This window comes from bacterium, assembly GCA_019912885.1.
In the GTDB taxonomy this organism is placed as follows: domain Bacteria; phylum Lernaellota; class Lernaellaia; order JACKCT01; family JACKCT01; genus JAIOHV01.
The window spans coordinates 48,902-74,099 of record JAIOHV010000006.1; the positions used below are offsets into that span (position 1 = coordinate 48,902).

Below are 25,198 nucleotides of genomic sequence, written 5' to 3' on the forward strand. Positions count from 1 at the left end.
TTTGTCACACGGTTGTGACATTGAGCTTCTAGGCTCCCTGCGTCGCCACCATCCACGCAAAGGGGTTTCCGACCATGCGGTATTGGGCAGGTTATCGAAAATACGTTGTGTTATTTGCTTGCGTCGCCTTGATCGCCCTCGCCGGATGCGGCAAGCCGCCGGCGTCCGATCAGGGACAAGCTGCGGCGGCGCCGGACGCGGATCCTTCGTTCGCGGATCGCGTCATCGCCGTTGACGGCTCCAGCACCGTTTTCCCGATCACGGAGGCGGTCGCCGAGGAATACCAGAAAGTCACGAAGGCTCGCGTCACGGTCGGCATTTCCGGCACGGGTGGAGGCTTCAAGAAATTCTGCTCCGGGGAGACGGTCATCGCGGATGCGTCGCGGCCCATCAAATCCGCGGAGGTCGAAGCGTGTGCCGCGAAAGGCGTGGAGTACGTCGAGCTTCCGGTCGCGTACGACGGCCTCGCGGTCGTCGTGCATCCCGAAAACGACTGGATCGCGTCCATGACTGTCGCCGATCTCAAGAAAATCTGGGAGCCCGAAGCCCAGGGCAAGATCATGAAATGGAGCGACGTGCGTAAGGAATGGCCGAACGAGGAGTTGCATCTGTTCGGTGCCGGCGTCGATTCCGGTACATACGACTATTTCACGGAGGCCATTGTCGGCAAGGAGCACGCGAGCCGCGGCGATTTCACCGCGAGCGAGGACGACAACGTGCTTGTGCAGGGCGTTTCGACCGACAAGTTCGCCCTCGGATTTTTCGGGTTTGCGTATTACGCCGAGAACGCGGCGAAGCTGAAACTCGTTCCGATCGACGATGGCAATCCCGAAAACGGCAACGAGCCTGTCGCCCCGAGCATGGAAACCGTGGGGAACGGAACCTACCAGCCGCTCTCAAGGCCGATCTTCATTTACGCAAGCAAGGAAGCGGCCAATACGCGGCCCGAGGTTGACGCGTTCGTGCGTTACTACCTGGAGCACGGCGGTCCGCTCACCCGGGAGGTCGGATACATCCCGCTGCCGGATCAGGGGTACCGGCTCGCGCTCAAACGCTTTGCCGATCGCACGACGGGCTCCATGTTTTCGGGCGGATCCAAGGTCGGCGTCACCGTGGAGCAGCTACTGGCCGGTGAAGAGGCGGGCGGAGGCGAGGCGAAAACGGCCGAGGCCGGCGGCGAAGCGGCGCCTCCCGTTGATGCCCCGGGCGAGACGGCGAAACCCGAATAGCGCGGCCGGGGTATCGTGGAAAAAAGCGCCAATACCACGCAACCGATTTCCGAAAAGGCGATCGAGATCGGCCTGTTCGCCTGCGGGCTGATCTCGGTCTTCACCACTTTCGGCATCGTTTTCATCCTCGCGTTCGAATCGGCGGGCTTCTTTGCCGAAGTGCCGTTTTCGCGGTTTTTCCTCGACACGCAATGGACGCCGCTTTTCGTCGACAAACATTTCGGCATCTGGCCGCTTCTGTCCGGCACGCTGCTGACGACGGCGATCGCCGTCGCGGTCGCGGTGCCTTTCGGCCTTCTTTCGGCGATCTATCTCTCGGAGTTCGCGCCGGCGCGCGTGCGCAAGACGTTGAAGCCGGCGCTCGAGATCCTCGCGGGCGTGCCGACGATCGTATACGGCTACTTCGCGCTCGTTTTCGTGACGCCGTTGTTGCAGAAGATCGTCCCCGGCCTCGCGGGTTTCAACGCGCTGTCGCCGGGGATCGTCATGGGCATCATGATTGTCCCGCTCATCTCCTCGCTTTCGGAGGACGCCCTCTACGCGGTGCCCGTCAGTTTGCGCGAGGGCGCGTTCGCGCTCGGCGCCGGGCGGCTGCCGACGATCTTCCGCGTGGTCGTCCCCGCCGCGTTCTCGGGCATCGCGGCGTCCGTCACGCTGGCGGTTTCGCGCGCGGTCGGCGAGACGATGGTCGTCACCATCGCGGCGGGACAGCAGCCGCGCCTGACGCTCGACCCGCGCGTTCCGATCGAGACGATGACCGCCTACATCGTGCAGGTGGCGCTAGGCGATACGCCGCACGGCACGCTCGAATACAAGACGATCTTCGTCATCGGCATGTCGCTGTTTGTCGTCACCCTGGGCATGAACATGGCGAGCCAACGCCTGGCGCGCCGCTTCCGGCGGAAGCTCTGACGCCATGCATCAACGCAAGGGCCGATACCGCGAGTCGTTTTTTGTCGGGCTGTGCGCCGGCGCGACCATTCTTCCGCTTGTCGTTCTTGTCGTGCTCGTCGGCGACGTTCTCATCGACTCGTTGGGGCGCCTCTCGCTTGATTTCATCCGCTCCTACCCGTCGCGCAAGCCCGAGGAAGCGGGCATCTGGCCCGCGCTGATCGGATCCCTGTTCCTGATCGCCGTGACGGCCGCCATCGCCATTCCCGTCGGCATCGCGGCCGCGATTTACCTCGAGGAATACGGGCGCAAGAGCCGTGTCGCGAACATCATCGAGGTCAATATTGCGAACCTCGCGGGCGTGCCCTCGATCATCTACGGCTTGCTCGGCCTGGAGATTTTCGTGCGTTTCGCGCACCTGGGCCGAAGCATTCTCGCCGGCGCGCTGACGATGGCGCTTTTGATTCTGCCGGTCATCATTCTTTCCGCGCGCGAGGCGCTCGCTACGGTGCCGAATGCCCTTCGCGAGGGCTGCTTCGCCCTCGGCGCGACGCGCTGGCAGACGATCCGCCGGGTCGTGCTGCCGATGGCCGCTCCGGGGATTCTGACCGGCACCATTCTTTCGGTCGCGCGCGCCATCGGCGAGACCGCGCCGCTCATCACGATCGGCGCGCTGACGTACGTCGGCTTCCTGCCCGACGGCCTGCTGTCGCCGTTCACCGTTTTGCCGATCCAGATTTTCAACTGGCTCTCGCGGCCGCAGGCGGGATTCGTCACGGACGCCGCGGCCGGCATCGTGGTGCTTCTCGTCATCCTTCTCGTTTTGAACGGGTTTGCGATCTACCTGCGCAATCGCTTGCAAAAACGTATATATTAGTCGATCGAGCGTTCGGGCTTTTGCCGCGAGGCCGGGGCGCGACCGCGGAGGATTTGGAGTGTCCGGCAACGGCGAGAAAATCAGAATCAGCGATCTCCACGCGTGGTACGGATCGCACGAGGTGCTGAAGGGCATCAATATCAACGTCGCCTCGCGCGAGGTCACCGCGATCATCGGGCCGTCGGGCTGCGGCAAGTCCACGTTCATCCGGTGCCTCAATCGCATGCACGAACTGGTCGACGGCGGCCGCGTGGGCGGCGAGATCGTCATCGACGGCCACAACATTTACGACCGCGCCGTCGATCCGGTCGCGCTGCGCCGGCGCGTCGGCATGGTCTTTCAAAAGCCCAATCCGTTCCCGACCATGTCCGTGCGCGACAACGTCCTGGCGGGCTTGAGACTCACGGGCGCCATCCGGCGCGCGCACGCCGACGAGATACTCGAGCGCTCGCTTCGCCGCGCGGCCCTGTGGGACGAAGTGAAAGATCACCTCGGCAAGCCGGGGACGAGCCTGTCCGGCGGGCAGCAGCAGCGCCTTTGCATCGCGCGTGCGCTCGCCGTGGACCCGGACGTTATCTTGATGGACGAACCCTGTTCCGCGCTCGACCCGATCGCGACGGCGCACGTGGAAGACCTCATCCACCAGCTTATGGTGGACTACACGATCGTCATCGTGACGCACAACATGCAGCAGGCGGCGCGCGTTTCGACCAAGACCGCGTTTTTTCTGATGGGAGAGCTCGTCGAGTTCGACGATACGAACACCATTTTTACGTCGCCGGCGGACCGTCGCACGGAGGAATACATCACCGGAAAATTCGGGTGAGAGCCGGCAGGGATAAGGATCAAAAATGATTCGGGTGCACACCGACAGGGAATTTGAGCAGGAGTTGCAGGAGATTCGCGAGACGATCCTGTACATGGCGGGCCGTTGCGAGCAGATGATCGCCAAGGCCGTCAAGGCGCTCGTGGAGCGCGACAGCGCGCTGGCGCGAGAGACCATGGACCTCGATCACCTCGTCAACCGGGACGAGGTCCGCATCGACGAGCTTTCGCTCCTTGTGCTCGCCAAGCGCCAGCCGATGGGTTCGGACCTGCGCTTCATCACGCAGATCATGAAGATGGCCAACGAGCTGGAACGCATCGGCGATCTGGCGGTCAACATCTGCGAGCGCGTGACGCTGCTGAACCAGGAGCCGCCGCTCAAGCCGTATGTCGACACGCCGAAGATGGCCGAGGTCGTGCAGACGATGGTGCGCGACGCGATCAACGCCTTCGTCAATGCCGACACGCAATTGGCCGACGAGGTGATCGAGCGCGACGACATCGTGGACAACTATTTTCACCGCATCATCCGCGACCTGCTCGACATGATGATCAAGGACAACGCCGTCGTGGAGCGCGGTATCCACGTTCAGTCGATCGCCAAGTTCCTCGAGCGCATGGCCGATCATGCGACGAATCTCGCGGAGCAGGTCATTTTCATGGTCAAGGGGAAAGACGTTCGCAACACGCATTACGCGGGCGATACGACCGAGCCGAACGAACAGAACGACCCGAACGAGCCGAAGGCGAACGGTTAAAATATCCGGCGCCTGCCGGAGAGGCGGCGTCCATCGCGCCGCCCCGTTTTACTTTGCGGCGATGCGCCCGACGAAAAGCTCCACGCGCTGCCCTCCGTGGAAAAGCGTGTGGCGCTTTTCGTATCGCAGGCGCGCGCGCTGAAACAGCCGAAAGTCGGGCGCGAGCAACGCAAAACGCCATCCCGCGAACCGGGCCTTCAACGCATGCCCGATCGTGTCGTACACCGCGCCCGGATCGCCGTCGCGCATGCGCCGTCCGTAGGGTGGATCAAGTACGACGAGCCCCGGCAGATTCGGGGCGCGCACCTGGTTGATGTTCGCGCGTACGATCTCCACCGCGGCCTCGAGCCCGGCGCGCTCGCGATTGCCGTGAGCGGCGGCCAGCGCTCCGCCGCTTTGATCCGCCGCCAGGATCGGCGCGGGGGGCGTGCGCCGCTGGCGGGAATCGGCGTCGGCGATGAGGCGCTGCCAAAGCCGCGCATCGAAATCGCGATGGCGAAAAAACCGGAAGACGCGCTCGCGCCCGGGCGCGCGATCGAGCGCGATGAGCGCGGCTTCGAGCGCCATCGTGCCCGAGCCGCACATCGGATCGACAAGCGGCTCGTGCGGGTCGTACTCCGCGAGACGCAAGATCGTGGCGGCCAGCGTTTCGCGCAGCGGGGCGGCGGTGGTCAGTTCGCGATAGCCGCGCTTATGCAGGAGTTCGCCGGATGTGTCGGCGGAGACGGTGCAGGCATTGTGCAAGAAGCGTACGAGGACGAGCTGATCTTCGCCTTTTTCGACGCCCGCGACGCGATCGCGGATCGCGGTGAAAACGACGTCTTCGATCTTGCGTTTCATGGTCAGGCGCGAGGCGTGCGCGGTCGATCGAACATCGACGCCATCGCCGCGGCGCACGAAAATATCCCAGGGGAGGTTGCGCGTCTTGCGGTGTAGCTCCGGAAACGAGACGGCGGGAAACGTCGCCAGACGCCTCACGACGCGGCTGGCCAGGCGCGACCAGAGGTTGACGCGATAAAGCGTTTCGAGATCCCCGCCAAACTCGACGCCGCCCTCGACGATGATCGCGTTCGCGGCACCGAGGTCGGAAATCTCGTCGTAGAGCAAGCCTTCCGTGCCGGGAGCGGCGACGGCGAAGAACAGGGGCGTATCGGCGTTGGGTGCGTTCATGGGGCGGCTCGGATTCGGCATGGTGCTACCCGAATTCCGCGCGCTTTGCCATAATTATTGTTTCGAGCGGCGCGGGCCGCGCCGTGGAGCCATGATCCCATGCCCGACCAATTCCGCCTGATCGATGCGTATCCGCCCAAGGGCGATCAACCCACGGCGATCGCGCAACTTGTCGCCGGCGTCGAGGCGGGCGACCGGCATCAGGTGCTGCTCGGCGTGACCGGCAGCGGCAAGACGCTGACGATGGCCAACGTCATCGCGCGGACGAACCGGCCGGCGCTTGTCATTGCGCACAACAAGACGCTCGCGGCGCAGCTCTACGGCGAGTTCAAGGAATTGTTTCCCGACAACGCCGTGGAATATTTCGTCAGCTACTACGACTACTACCAGCCCGAGGCGTACATCGCGCGAACGGACACCTACATCGAAAAAGACAGCGCCATCAACGAGCGCATCGACCGGCTGCGCCACTCCGCGACGCGCAGTGTGCTGACGCGCCGCGACGTCATCGTGGTCGCGTCCGTCTCGTGCATCTATGGCCTCGGCAGCCCGCACGAATACAACAAGATGCTGAAGGTTTACGAGCCCGGTCAGACGATCGACCGCGACGACCTGCTACGCCAGCTCGTGGCGATGCAATACGCAAGAAACGACGTGGACTTTTTCCGTGGCGCGTTTCGCGTGCGCGGAGAGTCGGTCGAAATTTTTCCGGCCTACGAGGACGAGGTCGCGATCCGCATCGAGTTTTTCGACAACGAAATCGAGCGCATCAGCGAGATCGATCCGCTGCGCGGCCAGGTGATCCGCCGGCTTCCGCGCGTGGGCGTCTTTCCGAACAGCCATTACGTGACGGATCGCGAAACGCTCCAGCGCGCGCTCAACGACATCCGCCTGGAACTCAAGGACCGCGTCGCGCAGCTTCGCGCCAACAACAAGCTGCTCGAGGAGCAACGTCTCTCGCAGCGCACGCTCTACGACCTGGAGATGATCGAACAGCTCGGATTCTGTTCGGGTATCGAGAACTATTCGCGGCACATGGACGGCCGCGAGGCGGGAGAGCCGCCGTGGACGCTGATCGACTATTTCCCGGATGACTTCATCACCTTCATCGACGAGTGCCACCAGTCGATCCCGCAGCTTGGCGCGATGTACCACGGCGACCGCTCGCGCAAGATGGCGCTCGTGGAATACGGGTTCCGCCTCCCGTCCGCGCTCGACAACCGGCCGCTGAAGTTCGAGGAGATCGAGGAGCGCCTCGGGCAGATCGTGTACGTCTCCGCGACGCCGGCCGATTACGAATTGAAAAAAGCCGACGGCGTCGTCGTCGAGCAGGTGATCCGCCCGACCGGGCTCATGGACCCGCGGGTCGAGGTGCGTCCGGCGGGCAACCAGGTGGACGACCTGTTGGACGAAATCCGCGCGCGCATCGAGCGCGACGAGCGCGTGCTCGTCACCACGCTGACCAAGCGGATGGCCGAGGACCTGACGGAGTATTACCGCGACCTCGCGTTGCCGGTGCGTTATCTGCATAGCGAAATCGACACGCTGGAGCGCATCGGCATCCTGCGCGACCTGCGCCAGGGGAAGTTTTCCGTGCTCGTCGGCATCAACCTTCTGCGCGAGGGACTGGACCTGCCGGAGGTGAGCCTCGTCGCCGTGTTCGACGCCGATAAGGAGGGCTTTCTGCGATCGGGAACGAGTCTCTTGCAAACGATCGGCCGCGCCGCGCGCAACGTGAACGGCACGGTGATTCTATACGCCGACCGCGTCACCGACAGCATGCGCCGCGCGATCGACGAGACCGAACGCCGCCGCGAAATCCAGGCGGCCTACAACGCCGAGCACGGCATCACGCCGCAATCGATCGTGAAAGCGATCTCGAACGTGCTGACGAGCATCTACGAGAAGGATTACGTCACGGTCAAAACGCTGACCGACGACGAACTCGACGACGTGAAGCGCGACGAAATCCCGCAACTCATCAACGAACTTCGCCGTCAGATGAAACAGGCGTCGAAGAACCTGGAATTCGAACGCGCCGCCGATATCCGCGACCGCATCAAGCGCCTGGAGGACCGGCAGGTGATCGGCTTGTAGGAATGCGGAATGCGGATTTCGGAATGCGGAATGAATCGCAATTTTCACGCGGAGTCGCGGAGAATGTCAGAGCCGCGCGCGTCAGCAAGCGGCCACCCCGTTCACTCGATGTGGCGGCGACTCGGAAGAAGCACCGGCAACAGAGCCGCGCGCGTCAGGGAGCGGGTGGTCATGCCTCGGCTTTCGGCGTGTTTTCATTCGAATTGGAGCAGCGACCGTCAGGGAGCGGGTACGAGGCCGGCGATCCGCGCTTGCTCGGTCGCACCCCGCCGCCAGCGCACAATCCCCCAAATCGTCAGCGCGACGATCGGCCCGAACACCAGAATCGATCGCTCGATCGTCGCGACGTCGAAGGGGTGCGATGAATCAAAGCCAAAACGGAAAACACTGAAAAACTCGCGACGCGTATTCCACAACCACATGGCGATCAGATACGCGGAGCCCTGCCACCGCGCGAGAAAGAACATGAACGCAAAAGTCGCTGACCAAAAAATCATTTCGAATATTGATGAAGAGAGAGGCGCGTTGCCCCAGAAACCCAAATTCACGTTCAGTAGTGCCCACAGCATTGCGGCGAGTCCGGCCGCACGACGCGTGCGCAAGAAGGGGCGAAGCGCGGCGCAAACTGCCGTAAACCACATCGACTCTCGAAAGATTCCTCCCGCAACCATCGGACCTCTTAGAAGGTACGTGAGGGCGAGAGTGTCTAATCCAGTCGATTCCGGGGACGGGAAAAAATTGAATCTGTGCGGCGTAAACAAATAGGAAAAATCTGTCGCCAGGTCGTCTGCAAAAAGGAGGAATAAAAATGCGATACAACCGGCCGCAACGCCGCGTAGCAACGCGGCCGGTCGCCGGACTCCGTCGGGATCGGAAAAAAATAGTCGACGAAACGGTTGATCGTCGCCGGTTTCCGCTCGGAGTAAGACAATACCTGAAAACGCGATTGCAATAACCCAAAGGGAAAAGATTAGCGCGCCAAAGGCGATCTGCTTCAGCTCGTGCCGGATCCGATCGGATAGCGGCCAATCGGCATGGAAAAAAAATCGCGCCAGTATGCCGGCGCATCGATGGTGACTTCCGCCAACAGAGGAAGAAGACCGAATATGGCGACGCATGAAACGGCGAACTTCAAATCGCTGCGGGCGACCTTTCGACGAAAAATTTGCGACAGCGTTCTCAGGGAAACGATGCCGATGACGATCCGCGTGATCCAAATGCGAGCGGCGTTCTTGGTTCGGGCGAATATTTCGACAGGAAAGTCGAAGTCGGCGCGAAATGGGCGCGGGTATTCGTATCGAAGCTCCGTGATCATTGCCGCACGATCGCCACGAACGATCACGTCGCGCGTACGGCGGATACCGTTGGTATTTGCCGATACGTCCTGCCATGCGATTGTGAAATCGCAGCGGTGCTTCAGGCGGGTCGGTTCGATTTCTCGTACGCGCCAATCGCCGTCTGTATAAAACGACATCTGAATCAACGCTTCTCGCGCTAACGAAACAGCCTCGTCGCGTGTAGCCGTGTTTAGAGGTATGTCGACGGGGATGTATTCATTGATAAAAAGAAGTCTGCCGTCGTCGGAAATCTTCGTCCCGTATTGTTCGTGAGAGTCGTATTTGAACCATCGGGTGAGCCACGTCGGTTGGTTTTGGAAATACGCGCCAAAGTCTTGTGCCGCCGCGTCGGCGCCGAAATCCCAGGTCGGGCCATTGTAGATCGTCGTCCAATCGTCATCGAATTTCGTGACCGAGCGAAATCCGGTCGGATCGAGGCCAAACTGAGCGAGGTATGCGGCGCCAAGCGCCTCGGCTTTGTCGGGTGTTAATTTTACGTCGGGCCGAGTTCCAAAGGGATTCGGCGGCGTGACGATCTTCGACGCGCCGAACATGACGAACGCGGCGACCGCGAGCACGACGACAGTCTGCGTTGGGGACGGACGTGAATAAAACCGATCCTCGCCAACCACGTGATAGTACTCCGCGGGCGTTTAGCGGAAGAAATCTATCACGTATTGAGCGCGCCGCCTCTAGACGGCGGGCGATGTTGCCAGGTTACGGTCGCACACCGCCGCCAGCGCACGACACCCCAAATCGTCAGCGCGACGATTGGTCCGAACACCAGAACCGATCGCTCGATCGTCGCGACGTCGAAGGGGTGCGACGACGCGAAGCCGAACCGATAGAGGCCGTAAAACTGCCCCGAAACGCTCATGGCCCAGAACATCACGAGGTAGGCGAGACCCTGTCGCCTAGCTAGGACGGTAACGAATACGTAGATGCCGATCCACTGCACGAGCGACATCGCGACATGGAAAAGGTCTTCGCCCGCGGTATCGCCGCGTTCCGCGGTGATGAGCGCCCACACGATCGCGGCCGACATGCCGATGCGCCTTGTACGGAAAAACGGCCAAAGCGAGCCCACGACGACGGTCCAGCCGGCCGCGTACTGAAACGCATGCTGGGCATGCAGCGGCGCATTGAGCAGATACGAAACCTCGCGCGTCATGAGGCTCGATGCCGATGCCGACAAGACGGTTTCCGTGGGGACGAACAGGTAGTGAAGATCGTCCTCAATATATTTCGCGGCCATGAAAATCGCGAACGCGAGCAGGCCGCATGCGAGCGCGCGAAGGACCGATCCCGGCCGCGCGACGCCATCCGGATCCGCAAGGACAACATGCCGTAAAGCGGACTCGTCGCCGGTCGCCGTGCGGATCGCGAGCGACGCCAGAAAGGCGAAGATAAATATCGTCGCCGTGTCGCCAAGCGCGCCGATCGCCGCGATCGCGATTTGCCGCGTAACGTATTGCGTCGCCGGTTCCTCCGTGTTTTGCGCATAATCGTCGTAGAAGCCGGGCAGTTTGTTGGCTGTCCACGCCGCGGACGCCACGAATCCGAAAAGCAGGGCGCACACAATTGCAAAGTGCAGGTCCGCACGCTTTGCCTGACCGCGTACGACCGCGCGGCCGAGACGAACGATCACCACGAGGCCGATGATCAGGAATCCGGCGATCGGCGCGAAGCTCCACACCGTGTGGAGCGGATCGTCCGCGCGCATTCGCCGTTCGCGCTCCCAGGCGTCGGGCACATCGTACCGTGCCGGGTAGAGCCCCGCGACGCGATCGCCGGCAACGGACGCCTCGATTTCGCGGCGCAGCCCGGCAAGCTCGAACGACTCATCGAGCCATTCGACGTCGAAATCCAGGCGCGCCGGGCGAGCGTATTCATCGACCTCTTCGACAACCCAGTCGCCATCGGCGAGGAAGTCGAAACGTCGCATCGCATCCGTCGCGCGCTCGATCGCGTCCGTTCGCACAATCGACGCGCCCGGGGCGTCTTCCGGGAGATCGGCGTCGAATCGAAGCAGGCGCCCATCGTCAGCGATCGTGACCGAATATCGATCGATTGTTTCGAATTTGTACCATTGCGTTCGCCATTGCGGCGCGCGTGCGTAATACGCTCCGAATCGATCCGCCGCGTCGTCCGGCCCGAGCATGGCGACCGCGTACAGCGGCAGGCCCACACGATCGTCATCGAAGGTCGTAAACGACCGGAACCCCTCCGGGTTGTAACCGAGATCGCGCAGATATCGCGTCGAGATGGCTTCGGCTTCGGCCGGCGTCATGGTCACAGGAGGCGGAGCGCCGAACGGATCGGGCGGATCGATGATCGTGGTCGCCGCGATGGCAAGCGCGGCGATGACCGCGAGCGCCGCGACGGTGCGCCCCGGTGAGAGGACGCCGGTCGCGGCGGATACCGGCGATGAGGCAAGAGCGTCGGGCATTTCGGGGATCGGCGCGGGCGTCGCGGTCGAGGCGGCGCCGCGTTTGCGTCGATAGCGAATGGCGGCGCGGTCCGCGGCGAATACGAATCCCACCGGAGCGGCCAGCGCGAGGAGCGCGAATACGATCAATCGTGGATCGCCGGACTGAAAGTGCGGAACGACCCCGACGAACGTATTGAAGACGCAGTGCGAGACAAGTGTGGTGACGATGCCGAATCGCAGGAAGACAAGCCCAAAAAGGACGCCTTCAAGCGTCAGTTCGACACCTCGAATGTATACGGGTTCTTGTGGATACGAGGTGTGCGCGAATCCCCAGACGATCGCGGGCAGCAACACGGAAAGCCACGGGCGCCCCGTGATGCGCCAAAGAAACGCGATCGCGAACAGGCGAAACAAACCTTCCTCGCCCGATGCCGCGGACACACCGACGAGCAGCGCCTGAAGGCTCGGAAACCAGGTGGAAAAGGTTTCGGAAAACCGGATGTCCACGGGCGTCCACGCGCCGAACCATCGGATCCCGGCGACGTAGAACAGCGTAACGTAACCGAGAGATACGAACGCGAGCGCGTAGCCGCAAAGGACGCGGCGATAAACGCCGGGATCGCGCACAAGACGCGGTTCGAGCGCGTCGAACCGCTGGGCGGGACCGAACGGGCGAAAGCGCCCCGCGGCGTCCGCGACGGCGACGATCCCAAGCGTGCCGATTCCCGCGCCGAGCCCTCCGAGCAGCATGAACGCGATGGTTTTGAACGCGAACGACAGGAACGAGTCGGTGGTCGGGTAGCCGCGCAACATGAGCGGCAGCGCGTTGATTTGAACGGCGATGACCAAAAGACCGACCGCGACGGCGATCGGCAGCGCGGCCCGGATATGCGTGCGCCGCCGGTGCAACGCGATGACGAAAAAAACCACCGCCGCAAGCGAAAGCGCGAGGATCGGCAATCCGTTGATCGCATTGACTGTATCGCGCAACTTGCGTAACGCGGTGCGCTCGCGGCTCCAGGCCTCGGGGATTTTCAGGCGCGTGTCGTAGTGGCCGATCTCGTCGCCCTGCAACGTCACCGAGCGGCGCAGTTCAGCGCCATCCACGTCGAAGCCGATACGCCGCCAGGTCAGCGTGCGATCGAGGCGATTGGGCTGCGACTCTTCCTGTCGCTCGATAAGCTCGTATTGCGCAAGATCGACGCCCGCGGGTCCGGCGAGAAATTCCTCGGCGACGCGCCGCGCGACGGCCTCCGGGATTTCGGGTCGCGCCTCGTTTTCCGGCAACTTGCGGTGGAGACCCGCGAGCTTTCCGGAAATGTCCCACAAGACCGCGTATTCGACTTCCTCGAGTTCGCGGTAAAAGCGGGTGCTCCATCGCCATACGGAAACTGTGTCGCGAAAAAGTTCGTTCGCTTTGGAGAGGCCGAGCTTGCGTTCAAGGTAGTTGATGTCGGTGCGCGTCTCGGCAAGCGTTGTGACGTCGCGGTAGCCCGCGAGATCGAAATCCAGGCTCGCCAAAAGCGCGCGAGAGCGCGTGGCGGCCTCTTCGCGCGAGATGCGAAAGTCGATCGACGCCTCCGGAAAGGCGTCGTTGTAATAGGCGAGGAAGGCGACAAAGCCCGCGAACCCGGCGGCAAGAAACGCGATGATCGCGCGCCGGGACGGCGGCGCGGACGAGACCCACGAACGATTCGAAAGAGCGCGCACGATCGTTTCGTCTCCCCTTGCATTCAGGGATAGGCGCGTAACGCGACGATCAAGATTCAACGAGAAAGCATTATCACAAAACGCGCAGGCGCGATGCCCGCCTTTGCCCGGACGCCGGATTTCGATTAATCAACATGCGTGAGCGATACGCCCAATAGCGCCGCGACGCCGGCCGCCGCGAAACGCACCAGGCGCGTGCGCTGGTTTGCCGGCGTGTGGTCGGCGGTAACGCTTGTCGCCGCCGTGCCGATCCTCGCGTCCGTCGCGCTGTCCGCGCACGAGTGGCATGCCTGGCGCACGGACCCGGATTGGGAGCTTTTTCGCGACACGTGTTCGGAGTGCCACGCCGTCAGCCGGCCGCAGCGTTTCGCAAAATCGCCCGAGCAATGGCGGCGCACCGTTGACACCATGCTCGCAAAAGACCCGGATTACGGAAAGCTCATCACCGAGGAGGAACGCAAGCGGATCGCGGCGCTGCTCATACGCCATCGATCGGCCGGCGCAAAAGAGCTGTTCGAGATCCGCTGCAACGCCTGCCACCAAGCCGGGGTCATCGACGCCTATCGCGACCTCGACGAGGAGGCGCTGCGCGATTTGCTTGGCCGCCATGTGCTGACGCATAACTACTACGTCCAGACCTGGGAAGGCGATCTGATCTACAACGCGATCCGCGAACGCTTCGCGGCCATGCCTCGCGGGGAGACCGTGAGTGACGTCGGCAGCCAGCGGCTCTTCGAGCGGCGCTGCAACGTCTGCCATACGGTCGGCTTCCGCTACCGCACGATGTTCGACCGCCCGCGCACGCCCGCGGAGTGGTACGAGATCATCGAACGCATGCGCCAGAAGGCGCCGGATTTCATTTTGGAGACGGAGATCGCCTCCCTGCTCGCGCACATCATGCGCATCGAGGAGACGGGGAGGCCGGTGCCCTGAAGTCAATGCGGAATTGCGAATTGCGAATGTGGAATGCCATCGCAATTTCTCGCGCGGAGGCGCGGGGGGCGCTTTCATCACACCCCTCCTCGCTGCATCTCTCAACAAAATCAGATGACCCCGTCGAAAAAGATCATGCGATGACCTTCCTGACTTTCAGCCGTTCAGCCTCGTCCTTATTTTCCACCACTTCGCCCAGCCGACGCCGACGACGCCGAAGACGAGCGGCATCACAAGGCCGAACGCGATGCGAAGCGCGACGATGCGCATGTTCAGCGCCATCTCGTCGGCGCCGCTGTGAAGCCAGACGAGATGTCCCGCGCGCGTCATGGCGTAATGGCCGATGGCCGACCAAAGAGCGAGATAAAGCACGACCGACGCGATGAAGGCGGCGGGGTAATAGACGACGGCCGGCCAGTGGACGACGCCCGCAAGGCGGCGCAGGGCGCCGGGCCGTGGTTTCATCCGCGCCCCGGTCCGGCGCTGTCGTCGCGGAACGCCGCGGGAATCAGAACGCGCCCGCCGCGCAGCGCCATCTTGCCGCCGGCGGTCGCCTTTTCACCGTCGGGGCCAACGCCTTCGATGAAAACGCCGATCTCGATCGTGTCGGACAGGCCCGGTTCGGCATAACCGCCGAATAGTCCGGCGATGCCGCGGCGAAACGCCTCGGCGAGTGAGCGCGGCGAATCGAGCGGATGCGCCGGGTGACTTTTCACATTCGGAAACTCGTCGCCGAACTGATGCGGAAAAAATCGCAGGCGGAATTCGTCGCCGTCCATCGTTTGTTGTCCTTCATCCATCAGGATGCCCGGCGTGACGACCGTGTAATAGGCCACCGCGTCGCGCATCGGCGGATCGACACGGCCCGCGATGGTGAGCGTCTCGCCATAGCGTACCTCGCGCGGCGTGTCCGCATGGAATAGCACGCGATACCTCGTGTTCGCGTCAACCGAATAAACCTGAAACCACCCCCCGGGCGCGCCGACCGTGGTGCCCGTAAACGCGCCCTCGCGAAACTCCGAGCGTACCCGGTACACGCCCGCCTGATCGAAAACAAGCGGCCCGCCCGGGCACACGTACAGGCCGAGATCGTTCGCGCGGCCGTCGCATTGGCGCCGGGTGCCATCGGGCGCGACGATGGTGACGTGCACGTCGTGCGCCACCATCGGCACCGTCATGGTCCCGATGCCCTTGACCGCGCCGGTCTCGTACATCGTGCCGGGCGAGGGACCCATGCCCGCGTAGAGATCGAGTTCGCGTCCCTTGAACGTCGTCACCGGGCGCACGAACGGCGGTTCGGTGAAGTTGGTGTCGTCGCCGCGCGGTTGAACGACGGCGCCCGTGCCGTATTGCCCGGCGAACGCCTCGCCCGATTCCTCATCCGCGTACAGCGCGCCGGCGACCGACCAATAAACGTCGCCCGGTTGATCGCCGCGCGTCGACGCGCCGATCGTTCGCAGATACGAGCCGACGCCGGTGTTCCAGTAATTCTCCGCGATCGTCGAGTCGGCCACGACGTAGAAGACGGGGAAGCCCGGCCGCGAGGTGGCGATGTAGAAATATCCCCGTTGACGCACGCGGTCCGGGTGCGTCGCGGGATTGAGATTGCGCTCGGCGAACGACAATAGGGGGAGGAACCCGCCGTCCTTGCCCTTGCGCGCGAAGATGCGGAACGGCTCCTGGTTGCCGGGAAAGTTGATCTGATTGTGCACGAACGCCGTCGCCGCGCGTTCCTCCGCGCCAAGACGCACGAGCGGCCACGGCGCGTTTTTTTCGATCGCGGACGCGATCGCGCCGCTCGGTTCGTCCACCATCAACACCGCTTGCAGCGCCTGCGGCAGCGGCGCGTTGCCGGGAAAAAACATCTGGTCGCCGGAATTTTCGGGGAAGAAAAGGTTGCCGAGATTCTCCGACCGCTTGCCGTCCAGCGCCTGCGAAACCTCCTTCCGCAATTCGCCGTATCCGTCCGGATAACCTTTCACCGTCAGATTCGGTTCCGCGGGCAACACGACGGACGCGTTCTTTTGCGAACCCATGTACAGGCGGCCGGTCTCGTCGGTCCAGGTCGCGAAAATCTCGAAGACGTATTCGCCCGCCTCCGGGAAACGCAGGAGTTGTTCGTCGGTGCGCGGGTAGTAGTAGCCGAATTTCTGCGCCTGGCCTGCGTACCGCGCGACGAGTTCGTCGCCGGGGTGCGTCGCGGGGTAGAAACGCACGGTGGCTCGCACGTCCGCGGGCACCGGCGGATTGATTGACGCGGCCGGCGAATAGAAGCCGCCGGCGGCCGACGGCGTACCGGGTTTCATGCCCGTCGAGAACGTGAGCGGATACGCCACCCACACCTCATAAGTGCCGCCGGCCTCGAATCGGTTGCCGAAGCGGTCGAACATGTGACCAGCCATGACGATCTCATAGCGGCCGAACTCATCGAAAGCGTAGTCGAGCGCCCGGCCGAAGGTTTTCGGCCCGTAAAGTCCCGGCGCGACGAAGCCGTGCGTCCCAAGATCGTCCTTCGTTCCGTCCGGTTTGGTGACGACAACGCTTACCTCGCCGGCGTTCCAATCCGGCTCGAATAGCGAAGACGGATAGAGCTTGCCGCGGAAAAGCGCGGTGCGGTTCGGCGCGACCGTCGGCAACTCGGGTTCCAGCCGGAAGACGCACTCGTCCCGGTCGGGCGTGCAGGGCAGGGTGTATTTGGCTTGCGGCTTCACGCGGTTCGAAATGGCGAAGTACGGGCGATCCTCCTTCGCGACGACGCCGCTCATGCCGAAGTTGGGGCTCGACGTCAAAAGCGTCCACACGATGCGCGGTTGCGCGATGGCTCCGACGCGCGCCGGCGGCATGAAAAGGCGCGAATAGTAGAGGTACTCGTAGTCCACATCGCAGCCGACGATCTCGCCATCGACGCCACGCATCATCGGCAGCTTCATCCAGATGCCCTTGATCGCGGCGAAAAACGCGATCTCGAATCGGTACAGTCCGGGCGGGAAATCGTCGGCGAGCATCGCCTTGAGGTTTGCCGAAAAACTCAGGCGGTCGTCGGAATAGGTCACGTCATCCAGCGGGACGCGGATCACCTCGTCGAATGGCGTGCGGTACGGGCCGCCGACCTGGCTGTTCGGGATAAGGTACTGGAACGTCTCGATGGGCATGCCGCCCGGAGTGAGGAAGGTCGAATAGTTGAGGTTGTCGGGATCGCGATAGCGGCCGTTCTCGTCGTTCATGCGGATGGCGGCGAAGGCGACCAGGATCTCGCTCACGTCGCTCATGGCGTCGCGGAAACCATGGCCCTTCATGCGGAAGTCGACCGACCAGTCAATCGCCTCGCCGGGCTCCAGTTCGGGATCGAATCCCTTTATGACGGCCTTGAACGATCCGTCGGGATAGCCGTCGCCGGAGAACACGACACGGTCGCCGTCCACCTTCGCGGGCATTCCGCTCGCACAGGAGCTTGCCGCAAGCCCCATCGCGAAGACCAACGCGCAAAACAAAAAGGCATGGCGGGAAGGCCGCTTCATGCCTTGATGATAAGGGAGCACCCGCCGCCCTCACAAGGCGGCGGGTGCGTTGCGTCAGGGAAGTCCGGGCGCGTCGAACACGTCGTTCATGTCCACATCGACGAAGATCGGGTTCGTCATCGCGAAGATGTTCTCGCCCGGCGCGACGGGCCCGAGGCGCCCCGTCGTGTGGCCGGCCTCGATGACGAAATACGAGTCCTCCGAAATCGGGCCGACGCTGAGCGTATCGTCGTAACGCACGACCCCGGTGGATGGAATTGCCATGTCCACGATCACGTCGCCGTGGTTCGTGTAGACCTTCAGGAAGTTTGTCTCCACCCACTCCGGCGCCTGGACGCGGATATCCAGATCGACCATGCCGGCGCCGTGGTCGGGCACGGTTCCGCCAAGGCCGACGCCTTCGATGGAAAAATCGATGAACACGCCGGCGCTCACCACGTTTTTCTGCCCGAGCATGGCCGCGGTCAGATCGGCCTCGCTCGCCGCGGCGGGATCGTCGGTCGGCATCTGGACATAGTTCCGCGGGTTGCCGAGTTCCGACGTCGACGTGTGCGAATCGGAATTGCCGTTCATCGTGTAAATGAGGCCTTGGTCAAGGAAACTGAACCAGTCGATGAGCGTGCCCTGGTCGCTCTTGCCGCCGTTCCACACCTCGATGGCGTCGAAATCCGTGCCCCAGCGATGCGGGACCGTGCTTGAAACGCCGGACGCCGGATCGTATTGCACGTAATCGAACCAGCCGGTCGAATCGCGCGGATGATTGATCTGGACGACACCGGCGCCGAAATCGTTGCGCACGATGCCCCAAAGATCCGGGAACTGAAGCCACGCGGTGGCCACGTCGTTCGCGTCGTATTCCATGAGCGGAATCGCGTAATACCGCGGGCTGCCCGGCGGGGGCGTGAGCGGCCACGCGTTCATGTGCCCAATGATGGGGCTGACCTCGCAACCCGCCACCGGCTTGATGAACGCCTCCATCCCCGCTTCCGCGACCAGCGCCGTGTAATCGGAGATGTGATCGTGGTCGGTGATGACCGGAATCTCCAGGCCCTCGGCGACCAGTTCGCGCACGCGCGTGCGCGCGGGCACTTGCGAGTCCACGGAGAATTGCGTGTGGATGTGGAAATCGCCGGAGAGGTAACCGGCCGTATCGACCACGCGGTCAAGCGAAGCGGTGAACGGCGTCGTCTGTCCGGCGACGATGGTGATGTCCTCGGTGACGATCTCGTATTCGAAACCGCGTGACGCGGTTGCGGTGTAGGCGCCCGGCGCGACCTTGACCGCTTCGCTGCCCGTCGCCGAGTAAATCAGGCGCGCCACGCCGGATTCGGGTCCCGCGCCATGGCCGTTCTGGAGTGTGATCTTCGCGGGAATCGCCAGCGCGTCGCCGTCCGTCACGTCAAAATCCAGAAGGCCCGCCTCTTCGATTTCGACAAGCGGCGTGATGGTGTTGCCGGCGGTCACCGTGACCTCGACCGTGGCGCCGTCGTTGCGTCCCTCGCCGATCGCCTGCAGCCGGTATTTGGCCGCGGGCAGGGCGATACCGAAATTGCCGGAATCGTCCGGGCGCAGCGCGGCGACGAAGTTTTGCCCCGCCGGCCGCGTCTTGTCCGTCACGATCACCGTCACCTCGTCGGGAAGACCGCCCTTGTCTTCATTGATCGAGCCCTCGATCGTGCCCAGGTTCGCCGTCTGGTCCACGGCGTCCGCGGCCGCCTGAATGAGGCGCGTGTCACCGTCGCCGACGATGAATAGGCGCTCGACCCAGGCTTCGCCGCCCGCGGGAAGATCGGGCGTGCCCATCATCAGGGGTACGATGTCGCCGTCCACGTAAGGCGCGTAAACGTTCGCCCCGGGCGTGGATGGCGCGATGCCGTACGAAACGGGATGAAACTCGCGGCTGACCGCGCCCATCCAGCGGAGTTGCGCGAGCAGATCGGCGTCGCCCATGTTGAAGCCCGCGCGCGGCGAGAACGTCGCCATGTCGTCCGCCCACATGGGGAAGTCGGCGACGAAGACCTGCCGGTTGCGCGTCTGGTTCTTATTGATGAGATGCGTCGTGACGATCAGGTGATCCGAATCCGGATGCAGCGTGTAGATCATTTCGACGGTCAGGTTGTAATTCCAGGTCTTGGCCGCGTTGTCGATGATGTCGAGCCCGGCGTCCTTGCCGACGACGCGCACAACGGCCGGGCCGTTGTGACCGTCTTCGAGGACCTCCGCGGTCAATCCCTTGAACACGCGGGCCAGGCCGAAAATGTGGCTAAGGCCGGCCAGGCCGTCAAAGCCCGACGCGCCCGGTTGCGCCCGGTCCGCGTCGATCAGGTTGCCGCCGTATTTGGTCCAGACGACGCCGGGATTGTCCGGATGGCGGACGATGAACTCGGCGTTCGCGTTGTACAACTTGATGTCGCCAAGCTCGCCCGCGGCCGCGGGTCCGCCGATCAGCTCGTCCGGGGCGGTGACGATGCCCGCACGGACCTCGCCAGCGCCAAGCGTATCCGAAAGGTTCGGCCACGCGTCGTCGTCATCGTCCGCATCATCGTCATCATCCGCGTCGTCGTCGTCGTCGGTGTCGTCATCGTCGCCACCGGTATCGTCGTCGTCCGCGTCGTCATCCGACACGTCATCGTCGCCGACACCGCCGCCGTCATCGTCGTCGTCGTCGCCGCAAGAGCAGGCGATGGGGGCAAACGCCAAAAGCGCGCAAAGCGCGAGGAATGGAAGAATTTTGTTCATGGTCCTACCCAATGGCTAAGGTATGTCGCAAAAAAGACACGAAAATTTAACACAACCGTCCTCTCCCGGCCATATGTCGCGTCCCCGCGGCGACAAATTTCGCGACCGTGCCTTCAGGCGAATTTTTTTCGGGAGTCGATCCCGCATTTCAGATTCTCGTGGTCCGCGCCGATGTAAGGAGAAGGAACGCGAAAGCCTTGCCACCCGCGGTGAGGCCCGCGCCCGCCAGGACGAACCGGGAAACCCGGTTTGTGAACCGTATCGCCACGTTGCGGCGAGAGGGGCGAGGACTTCGATCCGCGAGCCGATGAAATGGCGACGCCGCGGAATCGAGGCGGTCGCGAGAGGTGGAGTCGCGTATCCGCGCGCCATGGCGCGAGGGGAGACCCGGTCGAATGATTCTGATCGTCGACGACGAAACGCTCAATCGCAAGGTCATTCAGTGGTCCCTGAAGCGCCTGGGCGTCGAATTCCTGCACGCCAAAAACGGGCGCGAAGCGATGGACCTGCTTGCCGAACGCGACGATATCCATCTGGTCGTCCTTGACCTTATGATGCCGGTCATCGACGGATTCGGCGTGCTGGAATGGCTTGGCGGCTCCGAGCGCCACGCCGATATCCCGGTTGTTGTCAATTCCGCGCTGACCGATATCGATTCGGTCAAGCGCGCGCTCAGCATGGGCGCGTACGACTATTTCCTGAAACCGTTGTCGAGCGACACCCTCGAGGTGCTCCTGCCGACCAAGGCGAAAAACGCGATGGAGCGGTCGCAGCTCATGCGCGAGGTGCGCCGGCGGCGGGACGCATTGCAGGCCGAACTCGCCTCCGCCGTGCGTTTCCAGTCCTCCATGCTACCCAAACGCGAGGATTTCCTTCCGCTGCATATCGACTACGTTTACCAGCCGAGTTCGGGCGTGGGGGGCGACTTTTTCGACGCGCTTCGCCTTGATGAGTCGCGCATCGCGCTTTTTATCGGGGACGTTACCGGGCACGGGTTGAAAGCCGGCATGATGTCCCTGATGGTGAAATCCGTGTTTCGCGAACTGATCGTCCGGCACCCGGATCCTGCGACGCTCGTGCATCGAATGAATCGCACGCTGCTTTCGGTTTTTGAACTTGGGCACTACATCACGGGTGTCTACGCGCTGTTTGACCTGAAACGCGGCACGATGACCTACGCGAATTGCGGGCACCCCAGCCCCGTGCGCCGCATGGCGGACGGATCGACGGAGCTTCTGCCGGGTTCCGGCAATTTTCTTGGCATGCTCGATGACATTCAGGTCGATATCAACGAGGCGCCGCTGACGCACGGGACGCGGCTTCTGCTTTTCACCGACGGCGTCAGCGAAGCGACCGACGGCGAGGGGCGCGACCTCGAAGTCGAAGGCCTGTGCCGCGCGTTCGGCGAAACCGACGTGAATGCCGAAGAACCCAGCCGGGATCTTTGCGACAAGGTGGTCGCCTGGCAGGGATCGAACGAATTTCGCGACGACGTCCTGCTTGTCACGTGCTGGCTCGACGGCGAGGCCGTGGCGATGGCGGGTTGACCTTTCCGTTGGGATAGGCGAAGGCGTAGGATATGAGCTTCAGGTTAAATTTGTTTGGAGTTATTCAATGAAGGTCGAAACGAAGGCCGAAGGCGATACGACGCACGTCATTTTTCACGGGAACATGGATCTTGGCAGCGTCGAAGAGGTCCGGCGCGAACTCGACAAGGTCGGCGAGCTCGATTCGGAACGGTTTGTCCTCGATTTTCAAAACGTCGGCTACGTTGACAGCGCGGGGCTTGGCGCGCTTGTCGTCTTTCACAAAACGCGGCAGGGCAAAAGCATCGTCCTGAAGAACGTCAACGATCGCGTGCGCAAGCTGTTCCAGATCACCCGTCTCGACTCGGTATTCAAGATCGAATAGCCGCCGGAGCCCCCCATGAGCGCGTGCGTCGCCATGACGTTCGCCGAGATGTGCCGGCGCGAAGGCCTTTATGTTCAGCGCGGCATGTATTGGCGCGCCCGGCCCGGGCGCTCGCTCGTGTTCATTTCCAGCCGCGGGCGCTCCGGGTACACCGACCACACCGCGCTAAACGGCGCCTTCATCGTGTACGAAGGCCACAACGCCATGCGGCACCGCGCGGCGCCCCTGCCGCAACTTGTCGATCAGCCGATCCGGACGCGGTCGGGAAATCCAACGGTCAATGGGCGATTTCTCGATGCGGCTAGCGCCTATCGCTCCGGCCTCGCACCCGCGGAGACGATTCACGTCTATCGCAAGCTTGGCGGCGGGGTATGGCTGTTTCTCGGTCCGCACCTGCTTGTGGACGGATGGACCGAGTCGGACGGGCGGCGGCTTGTCTGCAAATTCAAGCTGAAACCGGCGACGGGGTACGCCGGGCGCGACACGGTTGACCTCGTGCGGTCCGATGCCGCCTCGGTGGCTGCCCCCCGCGCGATCCCCGCCGGCGTCCGGGCGCGCGTCTGGAACCGCGACGGCGGCCGCTGCGTCGTCTGCGGCGCGACGGAAAATCTGCACTTCGATCACATCGTCCCGGCGTCGAAGGGCGGATCGTCAGCGACCGCGAAGAACGTCCGCCTGCTCTGCGCCGCGCACAATCTGGCCAAATCCGACCGCCTCGATCGGTGAACCCGGCGTGTCGGCCGCATGCCGCCGGGTGGGGTTGGGGCGGCGCCAATGACCGCCCGGCGTTGCTTGACACGTCGCGCTATCCGTCCTAAAGGGAGCTTTCCTCATTGGCGTTATCCACGCGCAATTTGATTCCAGGGTCCGTGGCGAAAACCGTAGCGGCGTGACGTATTCGAGCATGAAACGAGTTGAGGCCATCATCAAGCCGTTCAAGCTCGACGACGTAACGGACGCGCTGCAAAAGGCGGGCGTGTTTGGCATGACCGTCACCGAGGTGCGCGGGTCGGGCCGGCAGAAGGGGCACAGCCCCTTGTACCGTGGCGCCGAGTACGTCGTGGACTTCCTGCCGAAGCTCAAGCTCGAGCTGGTCGTTCGCGACGAGCAGGTCGACGCGATCGTCGAGGCGATCGCCGAGGCCGCGCACACCGGAAAGATCGGCGACGGAAAGATCTTTGTGTATCCGGTCGAGGACGCGGTTCGAATCCGTACGCGCGAGCGTGGAGATGACGCGATTTGACGGCCTTGGTTTTCGTCAACCGGCAGCCTGGGATTCCAGCGCGGCCCCGTATCCGAAAGGTTAAGGAGGAACAGGAGCGATGACGCCGAAAGAGGTCTTGGAATTCGCGAAAAAGCATGGGGCGGTCATGGTCGATCTCAAGTTCATGGACTTCCCCGGAATGTGGCAACACTTCGGTGTGCCGATCGCCCATCTGAACGAAGGAAGCTTCGAGGACGGTTTCGGTTTCGACGGCAGCTCGATCCGCGGCTGGCAGCCGATCCACGCTTCGGACATGCTCGTCGTGCCCGATCCGTCCACGGCGGTGATGGATCCGTTTTCCGCCTATCCGACGCTCTCCCTCATCTGCAGCATTTCCGACCCGATCACGCACGAGGAATACAGCCGCGATCCGCGCAACATCGCCGCGAAGGCCGAGCGCCACATGAAGGCCGCCGGCTTCGCCGACACGGCGTTTTTCGGGCCGGAAGCCGAGTTTTTCATTCTGGATGACGTGCGTTTCGACCAGACGGCCAACCAGGCGTTCTACTTCATCGACTCGGTCGAGGGCGCGTGGAACACGGGCCGCGCCGAGGGGCCGAACCTGGGCTACAAGCCGCGTTACAAGGAAGGCTACTTCCCCGTCGCGCCGACCGACAGCATGGCCGACATCCGCGCCGAAATGTGCATGGAGCTGATCAAGATCGGCATCGACGTCGAGGCGCAGCATCACGAGGTCGCCACCGGAGGCCAGGCCGAAATCGACATGAAGTTTTCGCCGCTCCTGAAGATGGGCGACCAGCTCATGTGGTTCAAGTACGTACTGAAGAATGTTGCCCGCCGCCACGGCAAGACGGTCACCTTCATGCCCAAGCCGATCTTCGGCGACAACGGATCGGGCATGCACGTTCACCAGAGCCTGTGGAAAGACGGCAAGCCGCTGTTCGCGGGCGACGGCTACGGCGGTCTTTCGCAAATGGCGCTGCATTACATTGGCGGAATCGTGAAGCACGCGCGCGCCCTCGCCGCGTTCACGAACCCGACGACCAACAGCTACCGCCGACTGGTTCCGGGTTTCGAGGCGCCGATCAACATCGCGTATTCGAGCCGCAACCGCTCGGCCGCGATCCGCATCCCGATGTATTCGGCGTCGCCCAAGTCCAAGCGCCTGGAGTGCCGCTTCCCGGATCCGTCCTGCAACGGCTACCTCGCGTTCGCCGCGATGCTGATGGCCGGCCTCGACGGCATCAAGAACAAGATCGATCCGGGACAGCCGCTGGACCGCGACATCTACGGCCTTTCGCCCGAGGAGCTGAAGGACGTGCCGAAGATGCCCGCCGATCTGCCCGACGCGCTCGCCGGCTTGCAGGAGGACCACGAATTCCTGCTCGCAGGAGACGTCTTCACGCAGGACGTCATCGATACGTGGGTCGAATACAAGATGGAAAAAGAGGTCTCGCCGATGCGCCTTCGCCCGACGGCCTACGAGTTCATGCTGTATTACGATTGCTGAGCGAAAAAAGAGAAAAGAGAAACGCGGCGGCGATCCG

Annotated in this window: 18 protein-coding genes; 12 read left to right on the forward strand and 6 right to left on the reverse strand. The window is 63.0% G+C overall.

Translation table 11 applies throughout. The features are described from left to right. Positions 1-74 precede the first annotated feature (74 nt). Genes K8I61_00495 through phoU form a run of 5 tightly spaced genes read left to right on the forward strand, consistent with a single transcriptional unit; the run spans position 75 to position 4,580 of the window. Complete coding sequence (locus K8I61_00495; protein ID MBZ0270484.1) at positions 75-1,229, forward strand: PstS family phosphate ABC transporter substrate-binding protein; 1,155 nt, start codon at positions 75-77, stop codon at positions 1,227-1,229. A gap of 15 nt (positions 1,230-1,244) precedes the next feature. Then, complete coding sequence (pstC, locus tag K8I61_00500) at positions 1,245-2,141, forward strand: phosphate ABC transporter permease subunit PstC (GenBank protein ID MBZ0270485.1); 897 nt, start codon at positions 1,245-1,247, stop codon at positions 2,139-2,141. A gap of 4 nt (positions 2,142-2,145) precedes the next feature. Then, positions 2,146-2,997 carry a phosphate ABC transporter permease PstA gene (gene pstA, locus K8I61_00505; protein MBZ0270486.1) on the forward strand — a complete coding sequence of 284 codons (852 nt, stop codon included), beginning with the start codon at positions 2,146-2,148 and terminating at the stop codon, positions 2,995-2,997. 58 nt (positions 2,998-3,055) lie between these two features. Further along, complete coding sequence (gene pstB, locus K8I61_00510; GenBank protein ID MBZ0270487.1) at positions 3,056-3,823, forward strand: phosphate ABC transporter ATP-binding protein PstB; 768 nt, start codon at positions 3,056-3,058, stop codon at positions 3,821-3,823. Between the two features lie 25 nt (positions 3,824-3,848). After that, the gene (gene phoU / locus K8I61_00515) at positions 3,849-4,580 is read left to right on the forward strand and encodes a phosphate signaling complex protein PhoU (GenBank protein MBZ0270488.1); all 732 of its coding nucleotides are present in this window, start codon (positions 3,849-3,851) and stop codon (positions 4,578-4,580) included. Positions 4,581-4,628: 48 nt separating this feature from the next. Here phoU and K8I61_00520 read toward each other — a convergent pair whose 3' ends face one another. Then, positions 4,629-5,750 carry a class I SAM-dependent RNA methyltransferase gene (locus tag K8I61_00520; GenBank protein MBZ0270489.1) on the reverse strand — a complete coding sequence of 374 codons (1,122 nt, stop codon included), beginning with the start codon at positions 5,748-5,750 and terminating at the stop codon, positions 4,629-4,631. A gap of 99 nt (positions 5,751-5,849) precedes the next feature. Between K8I61_00520 and uvrB the strand changes: the two genes are divergently transcribed. Next, positions 5,850-7,847, forward strand: a complete 1,998-nt coding sequence (gene uvrB / locus K8I61_00525; protein MBZ0270490.1) for an excinuclease ABC subunit UvrB — start codon at positions 5,850-5,852, stop codon at positions 7,845-7,847. 994 nt (positions 7,848-8,841) lie between these two features. Here the strand turns inward: uvrB and K8I61_00530 are convergent. Further along, positions 8,842-9,816 carry a hypothetical protein gene (locus K8I61_00530; GenBank protein ID MBZ0270491.1) on the reverse strand — a complete coding sequence of 325 codons (975 nt, stop codon included), beginning with the start codon at positions 9,814-9,816 and terminating at the stop codon, positions 8,842-8,844. A 38-nt stretch (positions 9,817-9,854) separates the two neighbouring features. Continuing rightward, a complete protein-coding gene (locus K8I61_00535; protein MBZ0270492.1) occupies positions 9,855-13,325 on the reverse strand; it encodes a CPBP family intramembrane metalloprotease in 3,471 nt (1,156 codons plus the stop codon). A gap of 138 nt (positions 13,326-13,463) precedes the next feature. Here K8I61_00535 and K8I61_00540 point away from each other — a divergent pair, with 138 nt between their 5' ends. After that, positions 13,464-14,258 carry a cytochrome c gene (locus tag K8I61_00540; GenBank protein ID MBZ0270493.1) on the forward strand — a complete coding sequence of 265 codons (795 nt, stop codon included), beginning with the start codon at positions 13,464-13,466 and terminating at the stop codon, positions 14,256-14,258. 156 nt (positions 14,259-14,414) lie between these two features. Here K8I61_00540 and K8I61_00545 read toward each other — a convergent pair whose 3' ends face one another. The 3 genes from K8I61_00545 to K8I61_00555 all read right to left on the reverse strand — a co-directional run bounded on the left by K8I61_00545 (position 14,415) and on the right by K8I61_00555 (position 20,515). Then, positions 14,415-14,723 (reverse strand): hypothetical protein, encoded by a 309-nt coding sequence (locus K8I61_00545; protein MBZ0270494.1) that lies wholly within the window; start codon positions 14,721-14,723, stop codon positions 14,415-14,417. Further along, positions 14,720-17,692 carry a hypothetical protein gene (locus tag K8I61_00550; protein ID MBZ0270495.1) on the reverse strand — a complete coding sequence of 991 codons (2,973 nt, stop codon included), beginning with the start codon at positions 17,690-17,692 and terminating at the stop codon, positions 14,720-14,722. Before K8I61_00550 ends, K8I61_00545 begins: the two co-directional genes overlap by 4 nt. A 138-nt stretch (positions 17,693-17,830) precedes the next feature. Then, positions 17,831-20,515: a CehA/McbA family metallohydrolase gene (locus tag K8I61_00555; GenBank protein ID MBZ0270496.1), complete on the reverse strand. Its 2,685-nt coding sequence runs from the start codon at positions 20,513-20,515 to the stop codon at positions 17,831-17,833. A 395-nt stretch (positions 20,516-20,910) separates the two neighbouring features. On the opposite strand from K8I61_00555, the gene K8I61_00560 reads away from it, so the two are divergent. The 5 genes from K8I61_00560 (at position 20,911) to glnA (ending at position 25,161) form a co-directional block, all read left to right on the forward strand. Beyond that, positions 20,911-22,062 carry a SpoIIE family protein phosphatase gene (locus K8I61_00560; protein ID MBZ0270497.1) on the forward strand — a complete coding sequence of 384 codons (1,152 nt, stop codon included), beginning with the start codon at positions 20,911-20,913 and terminating at the stop codon, positions 22,060-22,062. Between the two features lie 67 nt (positions 22,063-22,129). After that, positions 22,130-22,426 (forward strand): STAS domain-containing protein, encoded by a 297-nt coding sequence (locus K8I61_00565; GenBank protein MBZ0270498.1) that lies wholly within the window; start codon positions 22,130-22,132, stop codon positions 22,424-22,426. Between the two features lie 15 nt (positions 22,427-22,441). Beyond that, complete coding sequence (locus K8I61_00570) at positions 22,442-23,152, forward strand: HNH endonuclease (protein MBZ0270499.1); 711 nt, start codon at positions 22,442-22,444, stop codon at positions 23,150-23,152. Between the two features lie 178 nt (positions 23,153-23,330). Further along, the gene (locus K8I61_00575; GenBank protein ID MBZ0270500.1) at positions 23,331-23,669 is read left to right on the forward strand and encodes a P-II family nitrogen regulator; all 339 of its coding nucleotides are present in this window, start codon (positions 23,331-23,333) and stop codon (positions 23,667-23,669) included. A 79-nt stretch (positions 23,670-23,748) separates the two neighbouring features. Then, complete coding sequence (gene glnA / locus K8I61_00580) at positions 23,749-25,161, forward strand: type I glutamate--ammonia ligase (GenBank protein MBZ0270501.1); 1,413 nt, start codon at positions 23,749-23,751, stop codon at positions 25,159-25,161. Positions 25,162-25,198 lie beyond the last annotated feature (37 nt).

Excerpts from the sequence above, each read along its gene's own strand:
- K8I61_00495 (MBZ0270484.1), top strand. The coding sequence starts at position 75 with ATGCGGTATTGGGCAGGTTATCGAAAATACGTTGTGTTATTTGCTTGC.
- pstA (MBZ0270486.1), top strand. The coding sequence starts at position 2,146 with ATGCATCAACGCAAGGGCCGATACCGCGAGTCGTTTTTTGTCGGGCTG.
- phoU (MBZ0270488.1), top strand. The coding sequence starts at position 3,849 with ATGATTCGGGTGCACACCGACAGGGAATTTGAGCAGGAGTTGCAGGAG.
- K8I61_00520 (MBZ0270489.1), bottom strand. The coding sequence starts at position 5,750 with ATGAACGCACCCAACGCCGATACGCCCCTGTTCTTCGCCGTCGCCGCT.
- uvrB (MBZ0270490.1), top strand. The coding sequence starts at position 5,850 with ATGCCCGACCAATTCCGCCTGATCGATGCGTATCCGCCCAAGGGCGAT.
- K8I61_00545 (MBZ0270494.1), bottom strand. The coding sequence starts at position 14,723 with ATGAAACCACGGCCCGGCGCCCTGCGCCGCCTTGCGGGCGTCGTCCAC.
- K8I61_00550 (MBZ0270495.1), bottom strand. The coding sequence starts at position 17,692 with ATGCCCGCGAAGGTGGACGGCGACCGTGTCGTGTTCTCCGGCGACGGC.
- K8I61_00555 (MBZ0270496.1), bottom strand. The coding sequence starts at position 20,515 with ATGAACAAAATTCTTCCATTCCTCGCGCTTTGCGCGCTTTTGGCGTTT.
- K8I61_00560 (MBZ0270497.1), top strand. The coding sequence starts at position 20,911 with ATGATTCTGATCGTCGACGACGAAACGCTCAATCGCAAGGTCATTCAG.
- K8I61_00565 (MBZ0270498.1), top strand. The coding sequence starts at position 22,130 with ATGAAGGTCGAAACGAAGGCCGAAGGCGATACGACGCACGTCATTTTT.
- K8I61_00570 (MBZ0270499.1), top strand. The coding sequence starts at position 22,442 with ATGAGCGCGTGCGTCGCCATGACGTTCGCCGAGATGTGCCGGCGCGAA.
- K8I61_00575 (MBZ0270500.1), top strand. The coding sequence starts at position 23,331 with ATGAAACGAGTTGAGGCCATCATCAAGCCGTTCAAGCTCGACGACGTA.
- glnA (MBZ0270501.1), top strand. The coding sequence starts at position 23,749 with ATGACGCCGAAAGAGGTCTTGGAATTCGCGAAAAAGCATGGGGCGGTC.